The sequence below is a fragment of the Veillonella ratti genome (assembly GCF_003992115.1).
GTDB classification, from domain to species: domain Bacteria; phylum Bacillota; class Negativicutes; order Veillonellales; family Veillonellaceae; genus Veillonella_A; species Veillonella_A ratti.
In genome coordinates this window covers 1-16,270 of record NZ_RQUX01000013.1, presented here as the reverse complement: position 1 = coordinate 16,270, position 16,270 = coordinate 1, and the positions used below count along the sequence as shown (strand labels likewise).

General features: G+C 43.4%; 15 protein-coding genes. 13 read left to right on the top strand and 2 right to left on the bottom strand.

Going from position 1 to position 16,270, the window contains the following annotated elements:
• Positions 1-48: 48 nt before the first annotated feature.
• From tyrS to EO124_RS06705, 5 genes are all read left to right on the top strand, one after another.
• Positions 49-1,257, top strand: a complete 1,209-nt coding sequence (gene tyrS, locus EO124_RS06725; protein WP_127058877.1) for a tyrosine--tRNA ligase — start codon at positions 49-51, stop codon at positions 1,255-1,257.
• A gap of 358 nt (positions 1,258-1,615) precedes the next feature.
• Positions 1,616-4,000 (top strand): phosphoenolpyruvate synthase, encoded by a 2,385-nt coding sequence (ppsA, locus tag EO124_RS06720; protein WP_127058876.1) that lies wholly within the window; start codon positions 1,616-1,618, stop codon positions 3,998-4,000.
• Positions 4,001-4,075: 75 nt separating this feature from the next.
• On the top strand, positions 4,076-4,705 hold the full coding sequence (locus tag EO124_RS06715; protein ID WP_127058875.1) for a CBS domain-containing protein: 630 nt from the start codon (positions 4,076-4,078) through the stop codon (positions 4,703-4,705).
• A 76-nt stretch (positions 4,706-4,781) separates the two neighbouring features.
• Entirely contained in the window at positions 4,782-5,609 is an 828-nt protein-coding gene (locus EO124_RS06710; protein WP_127058874.1) for a pyruvate, water dikinase regulatory protein, read from the top strand.
• 152 nt (positions 5,610-5,761) lie between these two features.
• Positions 5,762-6,769 carry a deoxyguanosinetriphosphate triphosphohydrolase gene (locus tag EO124_RS06705; RefSeq protein WP_127058873.1) on the top strand — a complete coding sequence of 336 codons (1,008 nt, stop codon included), beginning with the start codon at positions 5,762-5,764 and terminating at the stop codon, positions 6,767-6,769.
• 498 nt (positions 6,770-7,267) lie between these two features.
• Here the strand turns inward: EO124_RS06705 and rpmB are convergent, their stop codons facing one another.
• A complete protein-coding gene (gene rpmB / locus EO124_RS06700; RefSeq protein WP_006556543.1) occupies positions 7,268-7,456 on the bottom strand; it encodes a 50S ribosomal protein L28 in 189 nt (62 codons plus the stop codon).
• A 217-nt stretch (positions 7,457-7,673) separates the two neighbouring features.
• Here rpmB and recG point away from each other — a divergent pair, with 217 nt between their 5' ends.
• The 8 genes from recG to surE all read left to right on the top strand — a co-directional run bounded on the left by recG (position 7,674) and on the right by surE (position 16,005).
• Positions 7,674-9,767 carry an ATP-dependent DNA helicase RecG gene (gene recG, locus EO124_RS06695; protein ID WP_127058872.1) on the top strand — a complete coding sequence of 698 codons (2,094 nt, stop codon included), beginning with the start codon at positions 7,674-7,676 and terminating at the stop codon, positions 9,765-9,767.
• 185 nt (positions 9,768-9,952) lie between these two features.
• Positions 9,953-10,138: a 4-oxalocrotonate tautomerase gene (locus EO124_RS06690; protein ID WP_021842504.1), complete on the top strand. Its 186-nt coding sequence runs from the start codon at positions 9,953-9,955 to the stop codon at positions 10,136-10,138.
• Between the two features lie 61 nt (positions 10,139-10,199).
• Positions 10,200-11,654, top strand: a complete 1,455-nt coding sequence (gene guaB / locus EO124_RS06685) for an IMP dehydrogenase (protein WP_127058871.1) — start codon at positions 10,200-10,202, stop codon at positions 11,652-11,654.
• Between the two features lie 19 nt (positions 11,655-11,673).
• Positions 11,674-12,399: a WecB/TagA/CpsF family glycosyltransferase gene (locus tag EO124_RS06680; protein ID WP_127058870.1), complete on the top strand. Its 726-nt coding sequence runs from the start codon at positions 11,674-11,676 to the stop codon at positions 12,397-12,399.
• A 14-nt stretch (positions 12,400-12,413) separates the two neighbouring features.
• Positions 12,414-13,058: a phosphatidylserine decarboxylase family protein gene (locus EO124_RS06675; protein WP_021842501.1), complete on the top strand. Its 645-nt coding sequence runs from the start codon at positions 12,414-12,416 to the stop codon at positions 13,056-13,058.
• A complete protein-coding gene (gene pssA / locus EO124_RS06670; RefSeq protein ID WP_021842500.1) occupies positions 13,051-13,722 on the top strand; it encodes a CDP-diacylglycerol--serine O-phosphatidyltransferase in 672 nt (223 codons plus the stop codon). Before EO124_RS06675 ends, pssA begins: the two co-directional genes overlap by 8 nt.
• 14 nt (positions 13,723-13,736) lie before the next feature.
• Entirely contained in the window at positions 13,737-15,002 is a 1,266-nt protein-coding gene (locus EO124_RS06665) for a glycosyltransferase family 2 protein (RefSeq protein WP_021842499.1), read from the top strand.
• Between the two features lie 235 nt (positions 15,003-15,237).
• Positions 15,238-16,005 carry a 5'/3'-nucleotidase SurE gene (surE, locus tag EO124_RS06660; RefSeq protein WP_127058869.1) on the top strand — a complete coding sequence of 256 codons (768 nt, stop codon included), beginning with the start codon at positions 15,238-15,240 and terminating at the stop codon, positions 16,003-16,005.
• A 141-nt stretch (positions 16,006-16,146) separates the two neighbouring features.
• On the opposite strand, the gene EO124_RS10440 is transcribed toward surE, so the two are convergent.
• The gene (locus EO124_RS10440; protein ID WP_369076504.1) at positions 16,147-16,221 is read right to left on the bottom strand and encodes a putative holin-like toxin; all 75 of its coding nucleotides are present in this window, start codon (positions 16,219-16,221) and stop codon (positions 16,147-16,149) included.
• Between the last annotated feature and the right edge of the window lie 49 nt (positions 16,222-16,270).

Sequence of the window (16,270 nt, the reverse complement as noted above, 5' to 3'; positions counted from 1 at the left end):
TAAAGTACATATACATGCCTGTTAGGGGCAGTTCGAGGAGGAAGATTGATGAAGACATTGGAAGAACAGTTGCGTCTGATTAAACACGGCGTGGAGAATTTACTTCCTGAAGAAGAGTTTAAGAAGAAATTGGCAAAATCCATTGCCGAAAATAAACCGTTAACCATTAAATTGGGCCTTGACCCAACGGCTCCTGATATTCATTTGGGCCATACGGTTGTTTTGCGCAAATTAAAAACCTTCCAAGATTTAGGTCATCAAATCGTAATTGTAATTGGTGATTTTACAGCCCGCATCGGTGACCCGTCCGGCAAAAGCGTAACTCGTCCGCCATTGGATGAGGAAGCGGTGCTTCGCAATGCAGCGACTTATAAGGAACAGATTTTTAAAGTACTCGATGAGTCTAAGACAAAAGTTGTATACAACAGTGAATGGCTCAGCAAATTGTCTTTTGAAGATGTTTTAAAATTGGCAGCTAAATACACAGTAGCCCGTATGTTGGAACGTGATGATTTCCAAAAACGTTATACTGAAGGCCGTCCGATTGGCGTTCATGAGTTCATGTATCCGTTGATGCAGGGTTATGACTCCGTTGCGTTAGAGGCCGATGTTGAATTCGGTGGTACCGACCAAACCTTTAACTTATTGGTAGGTCGTCAATTGCAAAGTGAATACGGTCAAGAATCACAAGCTATCATTACCATGCCGATTTTGGAAGGTCTTGACGGCGTTCAGAAAATGAGTAAATCCTTGGGCAACTACATCGGCATCAGCGAACCGGCTACGGAAATGTACGGTAAAGCCATGTCCATTCCTGATGAGCTCATGATGCGTTACTTCATGCTTGTTACGGATATGTCCATCGAAGATCAGGAAGAATTGGCAAAAGCCTTGGAAAACGGTACGGCTCATCCGCGTGACACGAAAATGAAATTGGCTCATACCATTGTGCGCTTGTATCATGGTGAAGAAGCAGCTAATGAAGCACAGGAACAATTTATCCGCGTTTTCCAAAAACACGATTTACCGACTGATATTCCTGAATATGCTATGGCTAAACCAACTGAACCTGTATATGTGCCGCAGCTTTTGACCGATGCCGGTCTTACTGCCTCGAACAGTGAAGCCCGTCGTTCCATTAAAGCCGGTGCTTTTAAAATCAACGGTGAAAAATGTTCCGATGAAAATATCGAACTCGCTGAAGACATGGTTCTTCAGGTGGGTAAACGTAAATTTATCAAAATTAAATTTAACTAATAGTACAGTTAACCGATATTACATTTACTATTAAATGTATCTGTAGTTAATTGTATCTGCACATAAATGCATCTGCAATTAAATGTATGTGCAGTTAAATGTGTTGCACTAATTGACGCAATTATGTCAATACGTCAATAAGCTATTATAAATAGTCAAGTTAAAGAGCAATCCTTAGCGAATGAGAGCATTCCTAAAGGGTTGCTCTTTTCTTTTACCTATCGTTTATATGTGACACACTACTTTCTGTATATTCTATATAGTGCATCAGAATTTGAAAAAATGATTGACACATAATTAAATGTGTTATACTATTTATGTAGTTGATGTATTTCTTTTATTCAGGAGGTTTCATATAATGAATCGTGAAAATGCATATGTACTTTGGTTTGACGAATTAAAACGTGAAGATGTGGCGTTAGTAGGTGGTAAATCTTCGTCCTTAGGGGAAATGACGTCCTCCACCAATGTGCCGGTACCGTATGGTTTTGCTACCACGGCTCATGGCTATCGGTTCTTTATGGAGCAAACCGGTTTAGAAGATAAAATCAAAGCAGAACTTGATAAATTAGATGATGTGGAAAACTCTGCATTACTACGTGAAATTTGTGCGAATATTCGTAAATTAATCTGTGACGCTGAAATGCCTAAAGAATTGGCTGATGCTATTGAAAAAGCCTATGCCGAATTGGGTAAAAAAGTAAACGAAGAAAATCCGTTCGTAGCTGTCCGTTCCAGTGCTACCGCTGAAGACTTACCGGATGCCAGCTTCGCCGGCCAACAAGATACATACTTAAACGTACGCGGTGCAGACGTTATCATTCAGAAAGTTAAAGAATGCTACGCCTCTACTTTTACCGATCGTGCTACTTACTACCGTGTAAAACAAGGTTTTGACCACATGACGGTTGCTTTAAGTGCGGCGATTCAGATGATGGTATTCTCCAAAGCGGCCGGCGTTATGTTCACTGTTGACTTGGTAACCGGCAATGATGAAAGCATCTTGATTGAAGGTTCCTGGGGCCTTGGCGAATATGTAGTACAAGGTACGGTTACACCTGATAACTTTACGGTAGACAAGCAGAGCATGAAAATTGTTAACCGTATGATTAATGATAAAAATATCGCCTTAGTTCGTAATCCTGACGGTGATTGCGCCGAAATCGTAATTCCTGAAGACAAGGCGAGAGCGCAGGTTATTACGGATGAACAGGTTTTAGAATTGGCATCCTATGCTAAAGCCATTGAAAAACACTATGGCTGCTACATGGATATGGAATGGGGCGTAGACGAACGGGACAATAAGATTTGGATTTTGCAAGCTCGTCCGGAAACTGTATGGTCCCGTAAGAATAAAGATGTGAAACCGGTTGAAAAAGCGGCTGAAGCACCGACTACGACGACTCGTGAAATCGTGGTTAAAGGCTTACCGGCCAGTCCCGGTAAAGCTGCCGGCAAAGCTCATGTAATCCTTGATCCGGCCGATATCGACAGCTTTAAAGAAGGGGAAATCCTCGTAACAACTATGACGGCTCCTGATTGGGTACCGGCTATGAAAAAAGCAAAAGCTATTGTTACGGACGCCGGCGGTATGACTTGTCACGCTTCTATCGTAAGTCGTGAATTGGGCATTCCTTGTATCGTTGGCACCAAGAGTCGCAGTGAAGAAGCAACCCATCGCATCAGTGATGGTCAGTTAATTACGGTTGATGCCACTAATGGTATCGTGTACGACGGTATGCTTGAAGATGCGGTGAAACCTAAAGAAGAAGCTTCGGCGCACGTAGTAAGCGAATATATTCCGGTAACAGGCACTAAAGTATACATGAACTTGGGTGATCCTGATTTAGCTGAAAAATACGGCGTACTTCCATGCGACGGTATCGGCCTTATGCGTGAAGAATTTATTTGGACGACCTTCATCCATGAACATCCGTTACATTTAATTGAAACCGGCCGCAGTCAATTTGCTATTGATACGTTGGCTGAAGGTATGCGTAAAGTTTGTCAGGCTTTGGCGCCTCGTCAAGTAGTGCTTCGCCTCAGCGATTTCAAATCCAGCGAATACCGTGACCTTAAGGGCGGCGACAAACATGAACCGCATGAATCCAGTGCTTTACTCGGCTGGCGTGGTGCTTCTCGCTACTATGATCCTAAATACGCACCGGCATTCCAGTTGGAATTGCAGGCCATTAAAAAAGTGCGTGAAGAATACGGTTTTAAAAACTTGCAAGTTATGATTCCATTCTGCCGTACGGTACAGGAAGCAGCCGAAGTTACCCGTGTTATGGCTGAAAACGGCTTAGCTCGCAGTGCGGACTTCAAAATCTGGCTCATGGCTGAAATTCCTTCCAACATCATCTTGGCGGATCAGTTTAACCAATATGTTGATGGCTATTCCATCGGTTCCAACGACTTGACGATGTTAATCCTCGGTTGTGACCGTGATAATGAAACAGTTCAGCACATTTATGATGAACGCAATTTGGCTGTTCGCCGCGCTATTCATCATTTAATCGAAGTAGCTCACCGCGATGGCAAAACCGTATCCATCTGTGGCCAGGCTCCGAGCGTATACCCTGATTTCTGTGAATTCTTGGTACGTAGCGGCATCGATTCTATTTCGGTAAATCCTGATGCGGTAAAAGCAACTAAAAAAATGGTGGCTCAATTGGAACAACGTATTATGCTTGACGCTGTGACCGGTCGTGGCCGGAATCTTGGCAATGAATTAGAGTGGTAATACTACTGTGTAATGCGACAGGAGGCTACATGTAGCCTCCTGTTTTTTATAAAAAGTATAAAAGGAGGGGCTGTTTTGCAATTAACTAAACGGCAAGACCAAATTGTACATATTGTAAAAGAAGAAGGCCCGATTACGGGGAAAGCCATTGCCGCTAAATTAGATTTAACGCGTTCCGCCTTGCGCTCCGATTTGACCGTTTTGACCATGATGGGCCTCTTAGATGCGCGGCCTAAGGTGGGGTATTATTATGTCGGTCAGCAAGGTGTGAGTCCTATTGCCAATGAAATTCGTCAATTTACGGTAGGTCAGGTGATGGCGCAGGCCGTGGCTGTTACGGCAGATACGAATTTGTATGATACGATTGTTACCATGTTTACGGAAGATGTGGGGACCGTCCTTATTTGTGATGACGGCTACTTATTGGGGCTTGTATCCCGTAAGGACTTATTGCGAGCCGCCATCGGTCAAAATGATCCGAAGACTATGCCGATTTCCATGATTATGACGCCTGTGAGCAAGATGATTTCCTGCACCGCCGAAGACAGTGTGGTAGAAGCGGCACAGCGTATGATTGATTATGAGGTGGACTGTCTGCCGGTTGTGGAACGGGCGGAAGATGACGGCCGCCGTCGATACAAAGTGCTGGGCCGTATTTCTAAGACAACCGTAACTAAATTATTTTTAGATTGTGGTGTAAAGTAATATTGCACATTGTGAAAAGACATATTAAAATAAAAAGTGAAATGAGTTCGATTAATAGATTTAATTGAGGTGTGGCATGGAGAACAATAAAGTTATTTTTGCAATTTCCGACTCTTTGGGCGAAACGGCCGAGTCCGTAGCACGTGCGACGGCGAGCCAATTCGACAAGGAGAATATAGATATTATTCGCATTCCCTATATCAGTCAGGAAAGCCAGATTGATGATGTAATTAGTGAGGCCGCGAAGGAACAAAGTATTATTTGTCACACGATTGTATCGCCTACGTTACGCCAATATTTGCATAAAGAAGCCGAAAACATGGGGATTCAGGCAGTTGATATTATGGGGCCCGTTCTTGATGCAGTGGGCACCATTGCCGATACAAAACCTCGTTTGACGGCCGGTATGATTCATAAATTGGACCAAGAGTATTTTAAAAAGGTGGAGGCCATTGAATTTGCCGTAAAATATGATGACGGTAAAAAACCGTCCGGGTTTGAGAAGGCCGATATTGTTATCATCGGTGTTTCCCGTACCAGTAAAACACCGTTATCTATGTTCTTAGCTTATAAAAAAATCAAAGCCGCCAACTTGCCGTTGGTGCCGGAAGTGCCATTGCCGGAAGAATTATTCAAAATTCCTCCTAAAAAGGTAGTAGGCCTTATCATCGATCCATATAAATTAAATAATATTCGCAGTGAACGTTTACGCACTATGGGCCTTGACGGTGAAGCTAATTATGCCAATATTGCCCGTATTGAAGAAGAATTGGCCTATGCAAGGGCTGTTATGCGCCGCGTTCATTGTCCGGTACTTGATGTGTCCAATAAATCTATCGAAGAAACGGCTTCGTTTGTAATGCAGATTATTGAGCGCAATAAGCAACAGGAAGCGAGTCGGTAAAACAATACGGCATTGACGTTTGATTACGTTATGCCGTATTATTGCATTAAGTAATACTTATTAAAAGTGAGCTATATTAAAAAGAACTGCGATAATGGATGCGTAGTTGGCTCATAGCCCGGTGGAGGGTAAATATGGCAATAGGAGGCTATATGACAATCCGAGAAGAAATTGAAGCGAGAGAAGAAGTAATTTTATCCCCTTATGCAGCAAAGAGTAAGTTTGCGGTCCGTGATCGTGAAGAGAAGCCGGATTATTTGCGCACGGCGTTTCAGCGTGACCGCGATAGAATTATTCACAGCAAATGTTTTCGTCGTTTGAAGCATAAGACACAGGTGTATATTGCACCGGGGGATCACTATCGCACTCGGATGACACATACCTTGGAAGTCGGTCAAATCGGCCGTACCATTGCACGGGCCTTGCGTCTTAACGAAGATTTGGTTGAAGCCATTGCCATGGGGCATGATGTGGGGCATACGCCGTTCGGCCATGTCGGTGAATATGCTCTTCGCGATATGGTCGGTCATTTTAATCACAATGAGCAGAGTTTACGAACGTTGGAAATTCTTGAAAAAGACGGGCTCGGTCTTAATTTGACGAAGGAAGTGCGCGATGGTATTTTGGGGCATACGGGCACGCACATACCGCTTACTTTGGAAGGTCAAATTATTCGCATCACCGATAGAATTGCCTATTTATGTCATGATTTTGATGATGCTCAGCGGGCCGGCATGTTATCCTCTGACGATTTACCAAAATCGGTGCGTTCTGTTTTGGGCACAACGCCATCGCAGATGATTACTACCATGGTTATGGACATGGTGCGGGAATCGATGGATAAGCCGGAAATTCATATGTCGGAAGAAGTAACGGCCGTCATGAATGAGTTTCGCCGCTTCATGTTTGAGGCGGTATATCGGGCACCATCTTTAATTCCGGACCGCAATCGGGCGGCTCATGTGGTGAAGTATTTGTTTTTATATTATTTAGATAATCCGGAACTTTTACGCCATGAAGTGGTAAGACAGGGTGTAGATCCGAATAGAATCATTACGCTGACGGATATCGTGGACTATGTGGCGGGGTTGACGGATCAGTTTGCGATTAAGTTGTTTAAGGAGATATATATTCCGAAGATTTGGGATCCGGCCAATTAGATGCGTGACTTTTAAAAGGGACCTTCTCTTAGAGTACTAGTATTTCAACAAAAAAATATATCCTCACGCAAACTGGCGAGTCAAGCTCGAAAAGTTTGCTTAGAGGATATTATTTTTTTGTTTTAAAATTATCATAGTGCCTAGAGAGAAGGTCCCTTTTCAGTGCCAACGCAGTCTAATTTGGCCGGTGGAGGGGAATATATGTCTCCTTAAACGGGGGACGAGGGGATATGTTTTTTATGGGGGAGGTCTGATTTAGAGGAATAAGCGATGTATATAATTGTGGTAGAGGAATAAGCAACGCGTGTGAGAAGGGGCGGATTTAGTGGAATGAGCGGTGGTGTGGCTCCCTGTCTGCAGCGTTGCTGCAGAATCGGTCGCTGGTAGATTGTGCCTTAGTTATAGAAATCAGCAAAGGGTGTAATTTTTTTATAATAAAAAGAGGCGACCCCTTTGTTAGGGGCCGCCTCTTTTAGAGTACATGTACCTTCTTATTTTTTACGCGCGTGTAATTTTATCGGAACGAAGGCAGCGAGTGCATACATTTACCTTTTTGGTTTCGCCGTCTACAATTGCTCGTACTCTCTGGATGTTTGGCTTCCAGGTCCTTTTCGTGCGGATGTGAGAGTGACTCACGTTCATACCGCTAGCGGTGGTTTTGCCACATACTTCGCAAAGGTTTGCCATATTTTCCACCTCCAAGCATAATTTACAACATAACATATGTATTCTATCACAAGGGGATAGAATAAAGCAAGTAGCAATTTTTAATACCGGTTACATTCTTTTACTTCGTTTTTACTACTCTTATGTTACACTATATCTTAGTTTTAAGATATAATAATATTATAGCACAGTAGGGCAAACTTGTTTTTATAAAAATGGTCGGAAGGATTAGATGGGTATGGATGAATCATTATTGACGATAAAAGGCGTAGGTCCGGGGCGCGTGAAACAGTTAAATAAGCTCGGCATTACGGATGTGTCGTCATTATTGACTTATTTCCCGAGGACTTATGAAGATCGCAGTGTAAGTTATCTTATTGGGGCGTTGAAGCAAGGCGCCGTAGGTGCTACGAAAGGAACTGTTTTAAATATTCAGGAGAAAAAGCCGCGTCGCGGTCTGTCTATTTTGGAAATTTATATCGGCGATGCGACGGGCCGTTTAAAGGTTGTTTTATTTAATCAGGGCTACAAGAAGAATTTTTACAAAGTGGGGCAACGCTTGCATGTGTACGGCAAGGTTGAGTTTGCGTACGGGTCGTTGCAGATGAATACGCCCCACATTGAGATTTTGCGGGAAGGGCAAGTGGCGGAGGCCGGGATTGTGCCCGTGTATCCCCTTGTGGACGGCGTAAGTCAGTTTGTTATACGTCATGCCATTAGTAATTGGTTTGCCGCCAATGACAGTTTGCCGGAGTTATTGCCGACGGACATAACGAAAGAACATAATTTTATGACGCGTTATGAAGCGTTTAAAGAGATGCACAATCCGCTCACGGTGGAGCGGTACGGTTTAGCCCGCAAGCAACTGGCTTATGAAGAGCTGTTCATCATGCAAGCGGGGCTATTGTTATTGCGGGAACGGGAGCAGGCGGAATTGGGCATTAAGATGCAGCCTAACGGTGATTTGGTGCCGGCTTTTTTAAAAGCCTTGCCATTTGCTTTAACCGGTGATCAGCAAAAGGCTTTTAATGAGATTGCTGCCGATATGGAAGATGAACGACCGATGCGTCGTTTATTGCAAGGTGATGTAGGTTCCGGCAAAACGGTAGTGGGGGCGTTGTCCTTATTAAAAGCAGTAGAGAATGGCTACCAGGGTGCTTTAATGGCACCGACGGAAATCTTGGCACAGCAGCACTATGAAGGGTTGACGGAGTTGATGGCAGGTCTGAAGCCGTTAGCGCAGGCAGCTACGGAGCAGGGGCAAACAGCAGGGCTTGGACAGGTAAAAATGGCACTCTTAACGGGTTCTACGAAGCCGGCGGAGCGTCAGGTTATCTATGAAGGCCTCGCAGACGGCACGATTGATATCGTTATCGGTACGCACGCACTCATTCAGGATTCGGTGACGTTTAAAAAATTGGCCCTCGTTATTATTGATGAGCAGCATCGTTTCGGCGTGGAACAACGAGCGACTTTGCAGCGTAAAGGCCATCATCCGCATATGCTCGTTATGACGGCGACACCCATTCCGCGCACCATGACGCTATCTATTTACGGTGACTTGGAAGTAAGCCTCATTAAAGAGATGCCACCGGGGAGAAAGCCCGTTTTGACCTATGCGGTGGACTCAACCTACAAAGAACGGTTGCATCGTTTTTTTGAAAAAGAAATGACCGCCGGTCATCAGGTGTATGTGGTGTGTCCGCTTGTAGAAGAGTCTGAAAAACTGGACTTGGTAGCGGCAGAACAACTTTATGAAGAATTGGCGGAAAAGTATCATAACAAATTCGGTGTCGGTTTGGTACACGGCCGCATGAGTGCCGCCGATAAAGAAGCTATCATGGATGCTTATTATAAGGGAACGATAAAGCTCTTGGTATCTACTACGGTTATCGAGGTTGGCGTTAATGTGCCTAATGCAACGATTATGTGCGTAGAAGGGGCCGAGCGGTTTGGTCTGTCGCAACTTCATCAGCTCCGAGGACGCGTTGGCCGTGGCAGTACGCAATCCTATTGCATCCTCGTCAGCGACAGTCACAGTGAAGACAGCAAACAGCGGTTGGCCGTTATGACGAGTACGCAAGATGGTTTTGTAGTGGCGGAGCAGGATTTATTGCTGCGCGGTTCCGGTCAATTATTCGGATTGGCTCAATCGGGACTGCCGGATCTACGAATTGCCAATATTTTAAAAGATATTGATTTACTGATAGCGGCCCGTCAGGACGCTAAAGATTGGCTTGCGAAGCTAGGCTTTGATGAGGCGGTAAAATTGATGAAACCTGAGCTGTTACGACGATTTGGGGAAAGTTTTCAACGAATTTTGTACAGCTGATTTACTGTGAAATTTGATTTTGCTTTTCAATTAGCAGTTAGACGATTGAATTTGAGAAAAAGCTGTATTTTAGCATGTACAGAATAGGTCTTTTAAAGTATAATAATATGATAGAAAAGTCTAGTATAGATAAAGTCGTTTCTATATTGTACAAACTCGTTTTACGATGATGGAGGTTGAGAAGAATGCCAATTATTCATGTGGAGCTTGTTGAAGGTCGTACCTTTGAACAGAAGAAAAAATTGGGCGAAGCTATTACCAACGCAACGGTAGACATTGTAGGCGTACCAAAAGAAGCTGTTAAAGTTATTTTCACTGATATGAAAAAAGATAACTTTATGGAAGCCGGCGTTATGCGCTCTGAGAAATAAGACAAGTATTTAAAAATATGTCTTGCTAAGGAAACAGAAATTAAGGAGAAAGGAAGTTACCATGAGAGAAGATAAGTTTGGTTTACGCGGATTAACATTTGATGACGTTTTATTAGTTCCGGCGGCTTCGGATGTGTTACCGCATGAAGTAGACATCACTACAAACCTGACTCGTGATATTAAGCTCAATATTCCAATGATTAGTTCCGGTATGGATACAGTTACGGAATCCCGAATGGCTATTGCTATGGCACGTGAAGGCGGGATGGGTGTTATTCACAAAAATATGTCCATTGAGGAACAAGCTCATGAGGTGGACAAAGTAAAGCGCTCAGAACATGGTATCATCGTTGATCCGATTTACTTGAGCCCACAGAACTTATTAGCTGATGCGGAAGAGTTAATGCGTAAATACGCAATTTCCGGTGTACCTGTGACCGTTGACGGCAAATTAGTCGGTATCATTACGAACCGTGATATGCGTTTTGAAAATGAATTAAATAAACCAATCGGTGAAGTTATGACGAAGGAAAATTTGGTAACCGCACCGTTAGGTACTTCTTTGGAAGAAGTCAAAGCTATTTTGCGTCGCCATCGTATTGAAAAATTACCTTTAGTTGATGACAACGGCTATTTAAAAGGCTTAATTACCATTAAGGATATTGAAAAAGCAACGAAATATCCAAACTCTGCTAAAGACAGCAGCGGTCGTTTACTCGTAGGCGCAGCTGTTGGCGTAAGTAAGGATTTATATGACCGCATGGAAGCTTTGGTAGCGGCTAAAGCGGACGTAATCATTGTTGATACGGCTCACGGTCATTCTGCCGGCGTATTACGTACGCTTAAAGAAATCAAGAAAACATTCCCATTTATGCCTGTAATTGCCGGTAACGTAGCAACCGCAGCCGGTACGGAAGCATTAATTGAAGCCGGTGCTGACGCTGTTAAAGTAGGTATCGGACCGGGCTCTATTTGTACGACTCGTGTTATTGCCGGTATCGGTGTGCCACAGATTACAGCTGTTTACGAATGTGCCTCTGTAGGTCGTCGTTACAATATTCCAATCATCGCCGATGGCGGGATTAAATACTCCGGCGATATTGCTAAAGCTATTGCAGCGGGCGGCAATGTTGTTATGATGGGTAACATCTTGGCCGGTACGGATGAAAGTCCGGGCGAAACGGTTATTTATCAAGGTCGTAGCTACAAAGTATACCGCGGCATGGGTAGTTTAGGTGCTATGAAATTGGGGAGTAAAGACCGTTACTTCCAGTCGGAAGCTAAGAAATTAGTTCCGGAAGGCATTGAAGGTCGTGTACCTTACAAAGGTATGTTAGCTGATACTATTTTCCAAATGGTAGGCGGTTTACGTGCCAGCATGGGATATTGTGGTTGTCATAATATCCAAGAAATGATTAATGATACTCAGTTTATCCAAATTACTGCCGCAGGTCTTAAAGAAAGCCATCCGCATGATGTTAGCATCACGGTTGAAGCTCCTAACTATAGCGGCTGATTATTGAGGTGTATTTGTTTTGCGAAATCAATTGAGCATTCTCGATGTGCCGGTTGATGTCATAACCATGAAAGAAGCAGTTCAGCGTGTACAGAATTTATATTCTGAGCCGGGGCTACATACTGTAGTCACGGTTAACGCTGAAATGGTTATGCGCGCCCGTCACGATAAAGAATTGCACCAAATTTTAAAACAAGCAGATATGGCCGTCCCCGACGGGGCCGGCGTGCTATGGGCTGCCGAGCAATTAGGGCAGCACATTCCCGAACGTGTGGCCGGTTGTGATTTGGCGGTAGCCTTATTGCAAGAAGCAGCACAACATAAAACGCCTGTGTATTTTTTCGGCGCAGCCCCCGGTATAGCGGAGCAAGCTGTAAAGAATATGGAGGCTAGCATTGGTCCTTTACAGGTAGTCGGTATCCACTCCGGCTTTTTTGATGAGCAAGAAGAAGTTGAAATTATAAAAGCCATTGAAGATGGTGGAGCTAAACTTGTCCTGGTGGCCTTAGGTGTGCCAAAACAGGAAAAATGGATTACTTCCAAACTGTCTCATTTAGATAAAGTAGTCGCTATCGGCTTGGGCGGTTCCTTTGATGTTATGGCGGGCCATGTAAAAAGAGCGCCCGAATGGATGCAACGAAATCGTTTAGAATGGTTATATCGATTGCTCAATCAACCGCAACGCATCGGCCGAATGATGGCGTTACCTAAGTTTATGTGGGCGGTGAAGCAATCAAAAAAATAGAGAGGTGGTGCGAGATGCCCACAGGGTTTATTGTTAAAGATGGTTACCCTTTTATCGGCGTAACTTTTCTTATAGCATTTCTGGTGGGATATTTTATCTCCCCGTATGTGGCGATAATACCATTTATACTGGCTTGCTTTTTTACCTTCTTTTTTAGAAATCCGAAACGGGTAATTCCAAATGATCCGGACGTGCTGGTATCACCGGCTGACGGTAAGGTAATGGAAGTAAGTGAAGTGTATGAAGATTTATTCTTAAATACTGAATGTAAGAAGGTAACGATTTTTCTTTCCGTGTTTGATGTGCACGTAAATCGCGCACCGATGGAAGGGAAAATTACGTTCCGACAATATACATGTGGCGGATTTTTGCCGGCCTATAAAGATTCGGTCGGTTTTGAAAACGAACGTCACTCCATTGGCATTGACAATGGTAAAATTGAAATTTTAGTTACTCAAATCGCAGGATTATTAGCGCGACGTATTATATCGTGGACAGATTTAGGTAAGAATCTGGCCAAAGGAGAACTGTACGGGATGATTAAATTCGGATCTTGTACAGAAGTTTTCGTGCCTAAATCAGTAGAGATTACTGTTAAAAAAGGCGATTATGTACGTGGCGGAGAATCGATTATCGGGAGGCTGCAAAAAAATGGATAAGTCTATATTTCCAAATTTGTTTACGGCTGCTAATCTATCCTTTGGCGTCGTAGGCATAACTTTCGCGGCCCAAGGTGAATTTACGTTAGCAGCAATTTGTGTGTTATTATCCTTATTGTCTGACGGCTGTGACGGCCGTGTAGCTCGCGCACTGGGCGTATCCGGACCAATGGGGCGTGAATTAGACTCCTTGGCGGATGTGGTTGGTTTCGGGGTTGCACCGGCTTACATGTTATACATGTATCAATTGAGTCATACCGGCTGGCTTGGCTATGTGCCTTTGTTAGCTTTCTCCGTATTCGGTGCTTTCCGTTTAGCTCGTTTTAACATCATGACTGATGAAGTACATGGTTACTTCTTAGGTTTGCCGATTCCGGCTGCCGGCTGTATGGCCGCAACCTATGTTTTATCCGGCATTCGTTTACCGGAATGGCTTTTGATGGTTTTAATGGTGGTAGTCGGCTATTTAATGGTAAGTCGGGTGCATCATCCGGATTTCAAAGGCAAAGGTGCCGATCCGGTAAATACATTGGCTTTAATTATTGTTGCGATTCTTGGCGTGTTAGCTTTAGTGTGGGATTGGCATTCATGGCCGGTTCTTATCTTTGCCCTGTACGCCGTATTTGGTATTTGTAACACAACTATTAATCTTGTAAAACGGTGAGGTGAAGGACGTAAATGGATTATATTCTTGACCTTCTCATGATTCCGCTACAGGTAATAATCGTATTTTATACGCTTTATTATTTCGTGTTGGCCGTAGCGGGCATGTGGCGAAGGAAAGAAAAAAAGAATTATACGCCTAAGAACTCATTTGCCATTATTGTATGTGCTCATAATGAAGAGGCCGTTGTCGGTCAATTGGTAGAGAATTTGAAGATTCTTGACTATCCAAAAGAGCTGTACGATATTTTTGTAGTAGCTGATAATTGTACCGACAAGACAGCTGAGATAGCTCGCAATGCCGGTGCGATTGTGCATGAGCGTGAAAATAAAGAAGAGGTAGGTAAGGGCTATGCCATGGGCTGGATGTTTAACCGCATCTACGAAATGGACCGCGAGTATGATGCCTTCGTAATTTTTGACGCTGATAATCTGGTACATCCTCATTTCTTAGCTGAAATGAATTACCACTTAGAATTGGGAGAGCCGGTTATTCAAGGCTATTTAAATGCAAAGAACCCAACAGATACGTGGGTGGCAGGCACATTTGCGATTGCTTTCTGGCAAGTGAATCACATGTGGCATTTAGCTAAATATAACCTTGGCTTATCGACCGCGCTCGGCGGTACGGGTATGTGTATCCGTACGGACATTATTAAGACCTATGGATGGGATTGTAATTGTTTGACCGAAGACATGGAATTTTCCATGAAGCTTTTGATTCATGGGGTGAAAACAACGTGGGCTCATGATGCCATCGTGTATGATGAAAAACCGTTGACCTTTATGCAATCATGGCGGCAGCGTAAGCGTTGGGCACAAGGGCATTTTGATTGTGGCGAACGCTATATTCCGAAACTGTTTGTTGAAGGGATTAAGCAGGGGAACTTACGTATTTTAGACGGTATTATTCAGATTAGTCAGCCGTATTTCTTGTTGGTATCGACGTTCTATCTGATAATGACCTATATTAATGCGTATGTGCCGATTTATACGAATATTATTTACCAGATTTTACCGGTAACCGTGTGGACCATCATCGGTATCGGGCAGTATTTATTCCCGCTTATCGTGTTGGCAACTATTAAGGTTCCACCTAAAGTTTGGCTCTATTACTTGGTGTACCCGCTTTTCATGTACAGCTGGGTTCCGGTAACCTTCCTCGGTTATTTGAATCGACATGATAAAGTGTGGGCCCATACCCAGCATACACGCGGCGTTTCGCTTGGTGAAGTGAAATTGACGCGCATGGGTGATGCGGATAAATCGATAAAGAAATAAAACTGTTAAAAAGTGCCTAGTAGCGTAGGCACTTTTTTGCATATATGATATATAGAAGAAATTATTTATTGATATATTGTTACGATATAGAAGTTAGATACATTCGTTGCTGTCAATGTTCATGCTTTTTGGTGGACTTGTATTAAAAATCTCTATATAATAATAGATAGATGGCTATTATCTTATGAAGTGAGTAGCCTGTTTTATGGTGAAAAGAAAGGATCTATAAACGACTATGCACATTTTATTAACAAATGATGACGGCGTATGGGCCAACGGGATATTAGATTTAGGCGCGGAACTTGCCAAAGAGCATCGCGTAACGGTTATTGCACCGGAAGTGGAACAAAGTGCCAAATCGCATGCCATTACCATTCAGATGCCGGTACGGTTGCGCCGTTTTTCAGACGAGGAAGACAATCCGAGACGCTTTGCCGTAACGGGAACGCCGACAGATTGCATGAAATTTGCGTTGTCTCACTTTTTGAAAAATGACATGCCGGACATGGTAGTATCCGGTGTCAACAATGGTTTTAACTTAGGTTCTGATGCTTTATATTCCGGTACTGTCAGTGCAGCCATGGAAGCCATGTTCTATAAAGTGCCGGCCTTAGCGGTTTCCGTTGAACGGTATAGTAAAAAACGGAGTGCTGAAATTATGCCGTTCATTCGTGAATTCATAGGTGAAGTGTTTGAAAAACAGCAATTTAAGGGTCTGTTGAATATGAATTTTGCCAAAGAAGGACCGGTAGGTTGGGATAACTGTGAAATCCTCGACCAAGGCATGCAAATGTATTACGATATTATCGATCCGCGCGAAGATCGTAAAGGTCGTAAATATTATTGGATTGGCGGTAAATTATCTTTTGAACCGGAAGAAACTCCGACTGACGTAGCATCTATCAAAGAAGGTAAGGTGACGGTGGTAGCTCTTACTTGGAAACAACAGGATGACGAAGGTACCGCTCAAATGAAAGAAATTTTGGGGACGATTAAGAAGTGAGTATTGCTTTACTTGACGTGTATATATTATTGCGTTAAGATATATACAAGACGAGCCGTCATAGTGTTTCGTAGCGCTAGGCTCATCTCTGTGAAAACTTGGTAAAATGAGAAATGGCCTAGTCGTTACTTAACGATTAGGTCATTTTTCATGTAGAAGTAAGACCACTAGAGTAGCGAAAGCTATCATCAAGGATAAAGCTTCGAATACACTCATGATCTCACCTCCTTAACAGAGATGACCTAGTCACACTATAACGGCTCTT

What these genes read in the sequence shown, in the direction of transcription:
- EO124_RS06710 (WP_127058874.1), top strand. Translation starts at nt 4,782, where the DNA reads ATGGAGAACAATAAAGTTATTTTTGCAATTTCCGACTCTTTGGGCGAA.
- rpmB (WP_006556543.1), bottom strand. Translation starts at nt 7,456, where the DNA reads ATGGCAAACCTTTGCGAAGTATGTGGCAAAACCACCGCTAGCGGTATG.
- recG (WP_127058872.1), top strand. Translation starts at nt 7,674, where the DNA reads ATGGATGAATCATTATTGACGATAAAAGGCGTAGGTCCGGGGCGCGTG.
- EO124_RS06690 (WP_021842504.1), top strand. Translation starts at nt 9,953, where the DNA reads ATGCCAATTATTCATGTGGAGCTTGTTGAAGGTCGTACCTTTGAACAG.
- pssA (WP_021842500.1), top strand. Translation starts at nt 13,051, where the DNA reads ATGGATAAGTCTATATTTCCAAATTTGTTTACGGCTGCTAATCTATCC.
- ppsA (WP_127058876.1), top strand. Translation starts at nt 1,616, where the DNA reads ATGAATCGTGAAAATGCATATGTACTTTGGTTTGACGAATTAAAACGT.
- EO124_RS06665 (WP_021842499.1), top strand. Translation starts at nt 13,737, where the DNA reads ATGGATTATATTCTTGACCTTCTCATGATTCCGCTACAGGTAATAATC.
- EO124_RS06705 (WP_127058873.1), top strand. Translation starts at nt 5,762, where the DNA reads ATGACAATCCGAGAAGAAATTGAAGCGAGAGAAGAAGTAATTTTATCC.
- EO124_RS06675 (WP_021842501.1), top strand. Translation starts at nt 12,414, where the DNA reads ATGCCCACAGGGTTTATTGTTAAAGATGGTTACCCTTTTATCGGCGTA.
- tyrS (WP_127058877.1), top strand. Translation starts at nt 49, where the DNA reads ATGAAGACATTGGAAGAACAGTTGCGTCTGATTAAACACGGCGTGGAG.
- surE (WP_127058869.1), top strand. Translation starts at nt 15,238, where the DNA reads ATGCACATTTTATTAACAAATGATGACGGCGTATGGGCCAACGGGATA.
- guaB (WP_127058871.1), top strand. Translation starts at nt 10,200, where the DNA reads ATGAGAGAAGATAAGTTTGGTTTACGCGGATTAACATTTGATGACGTT.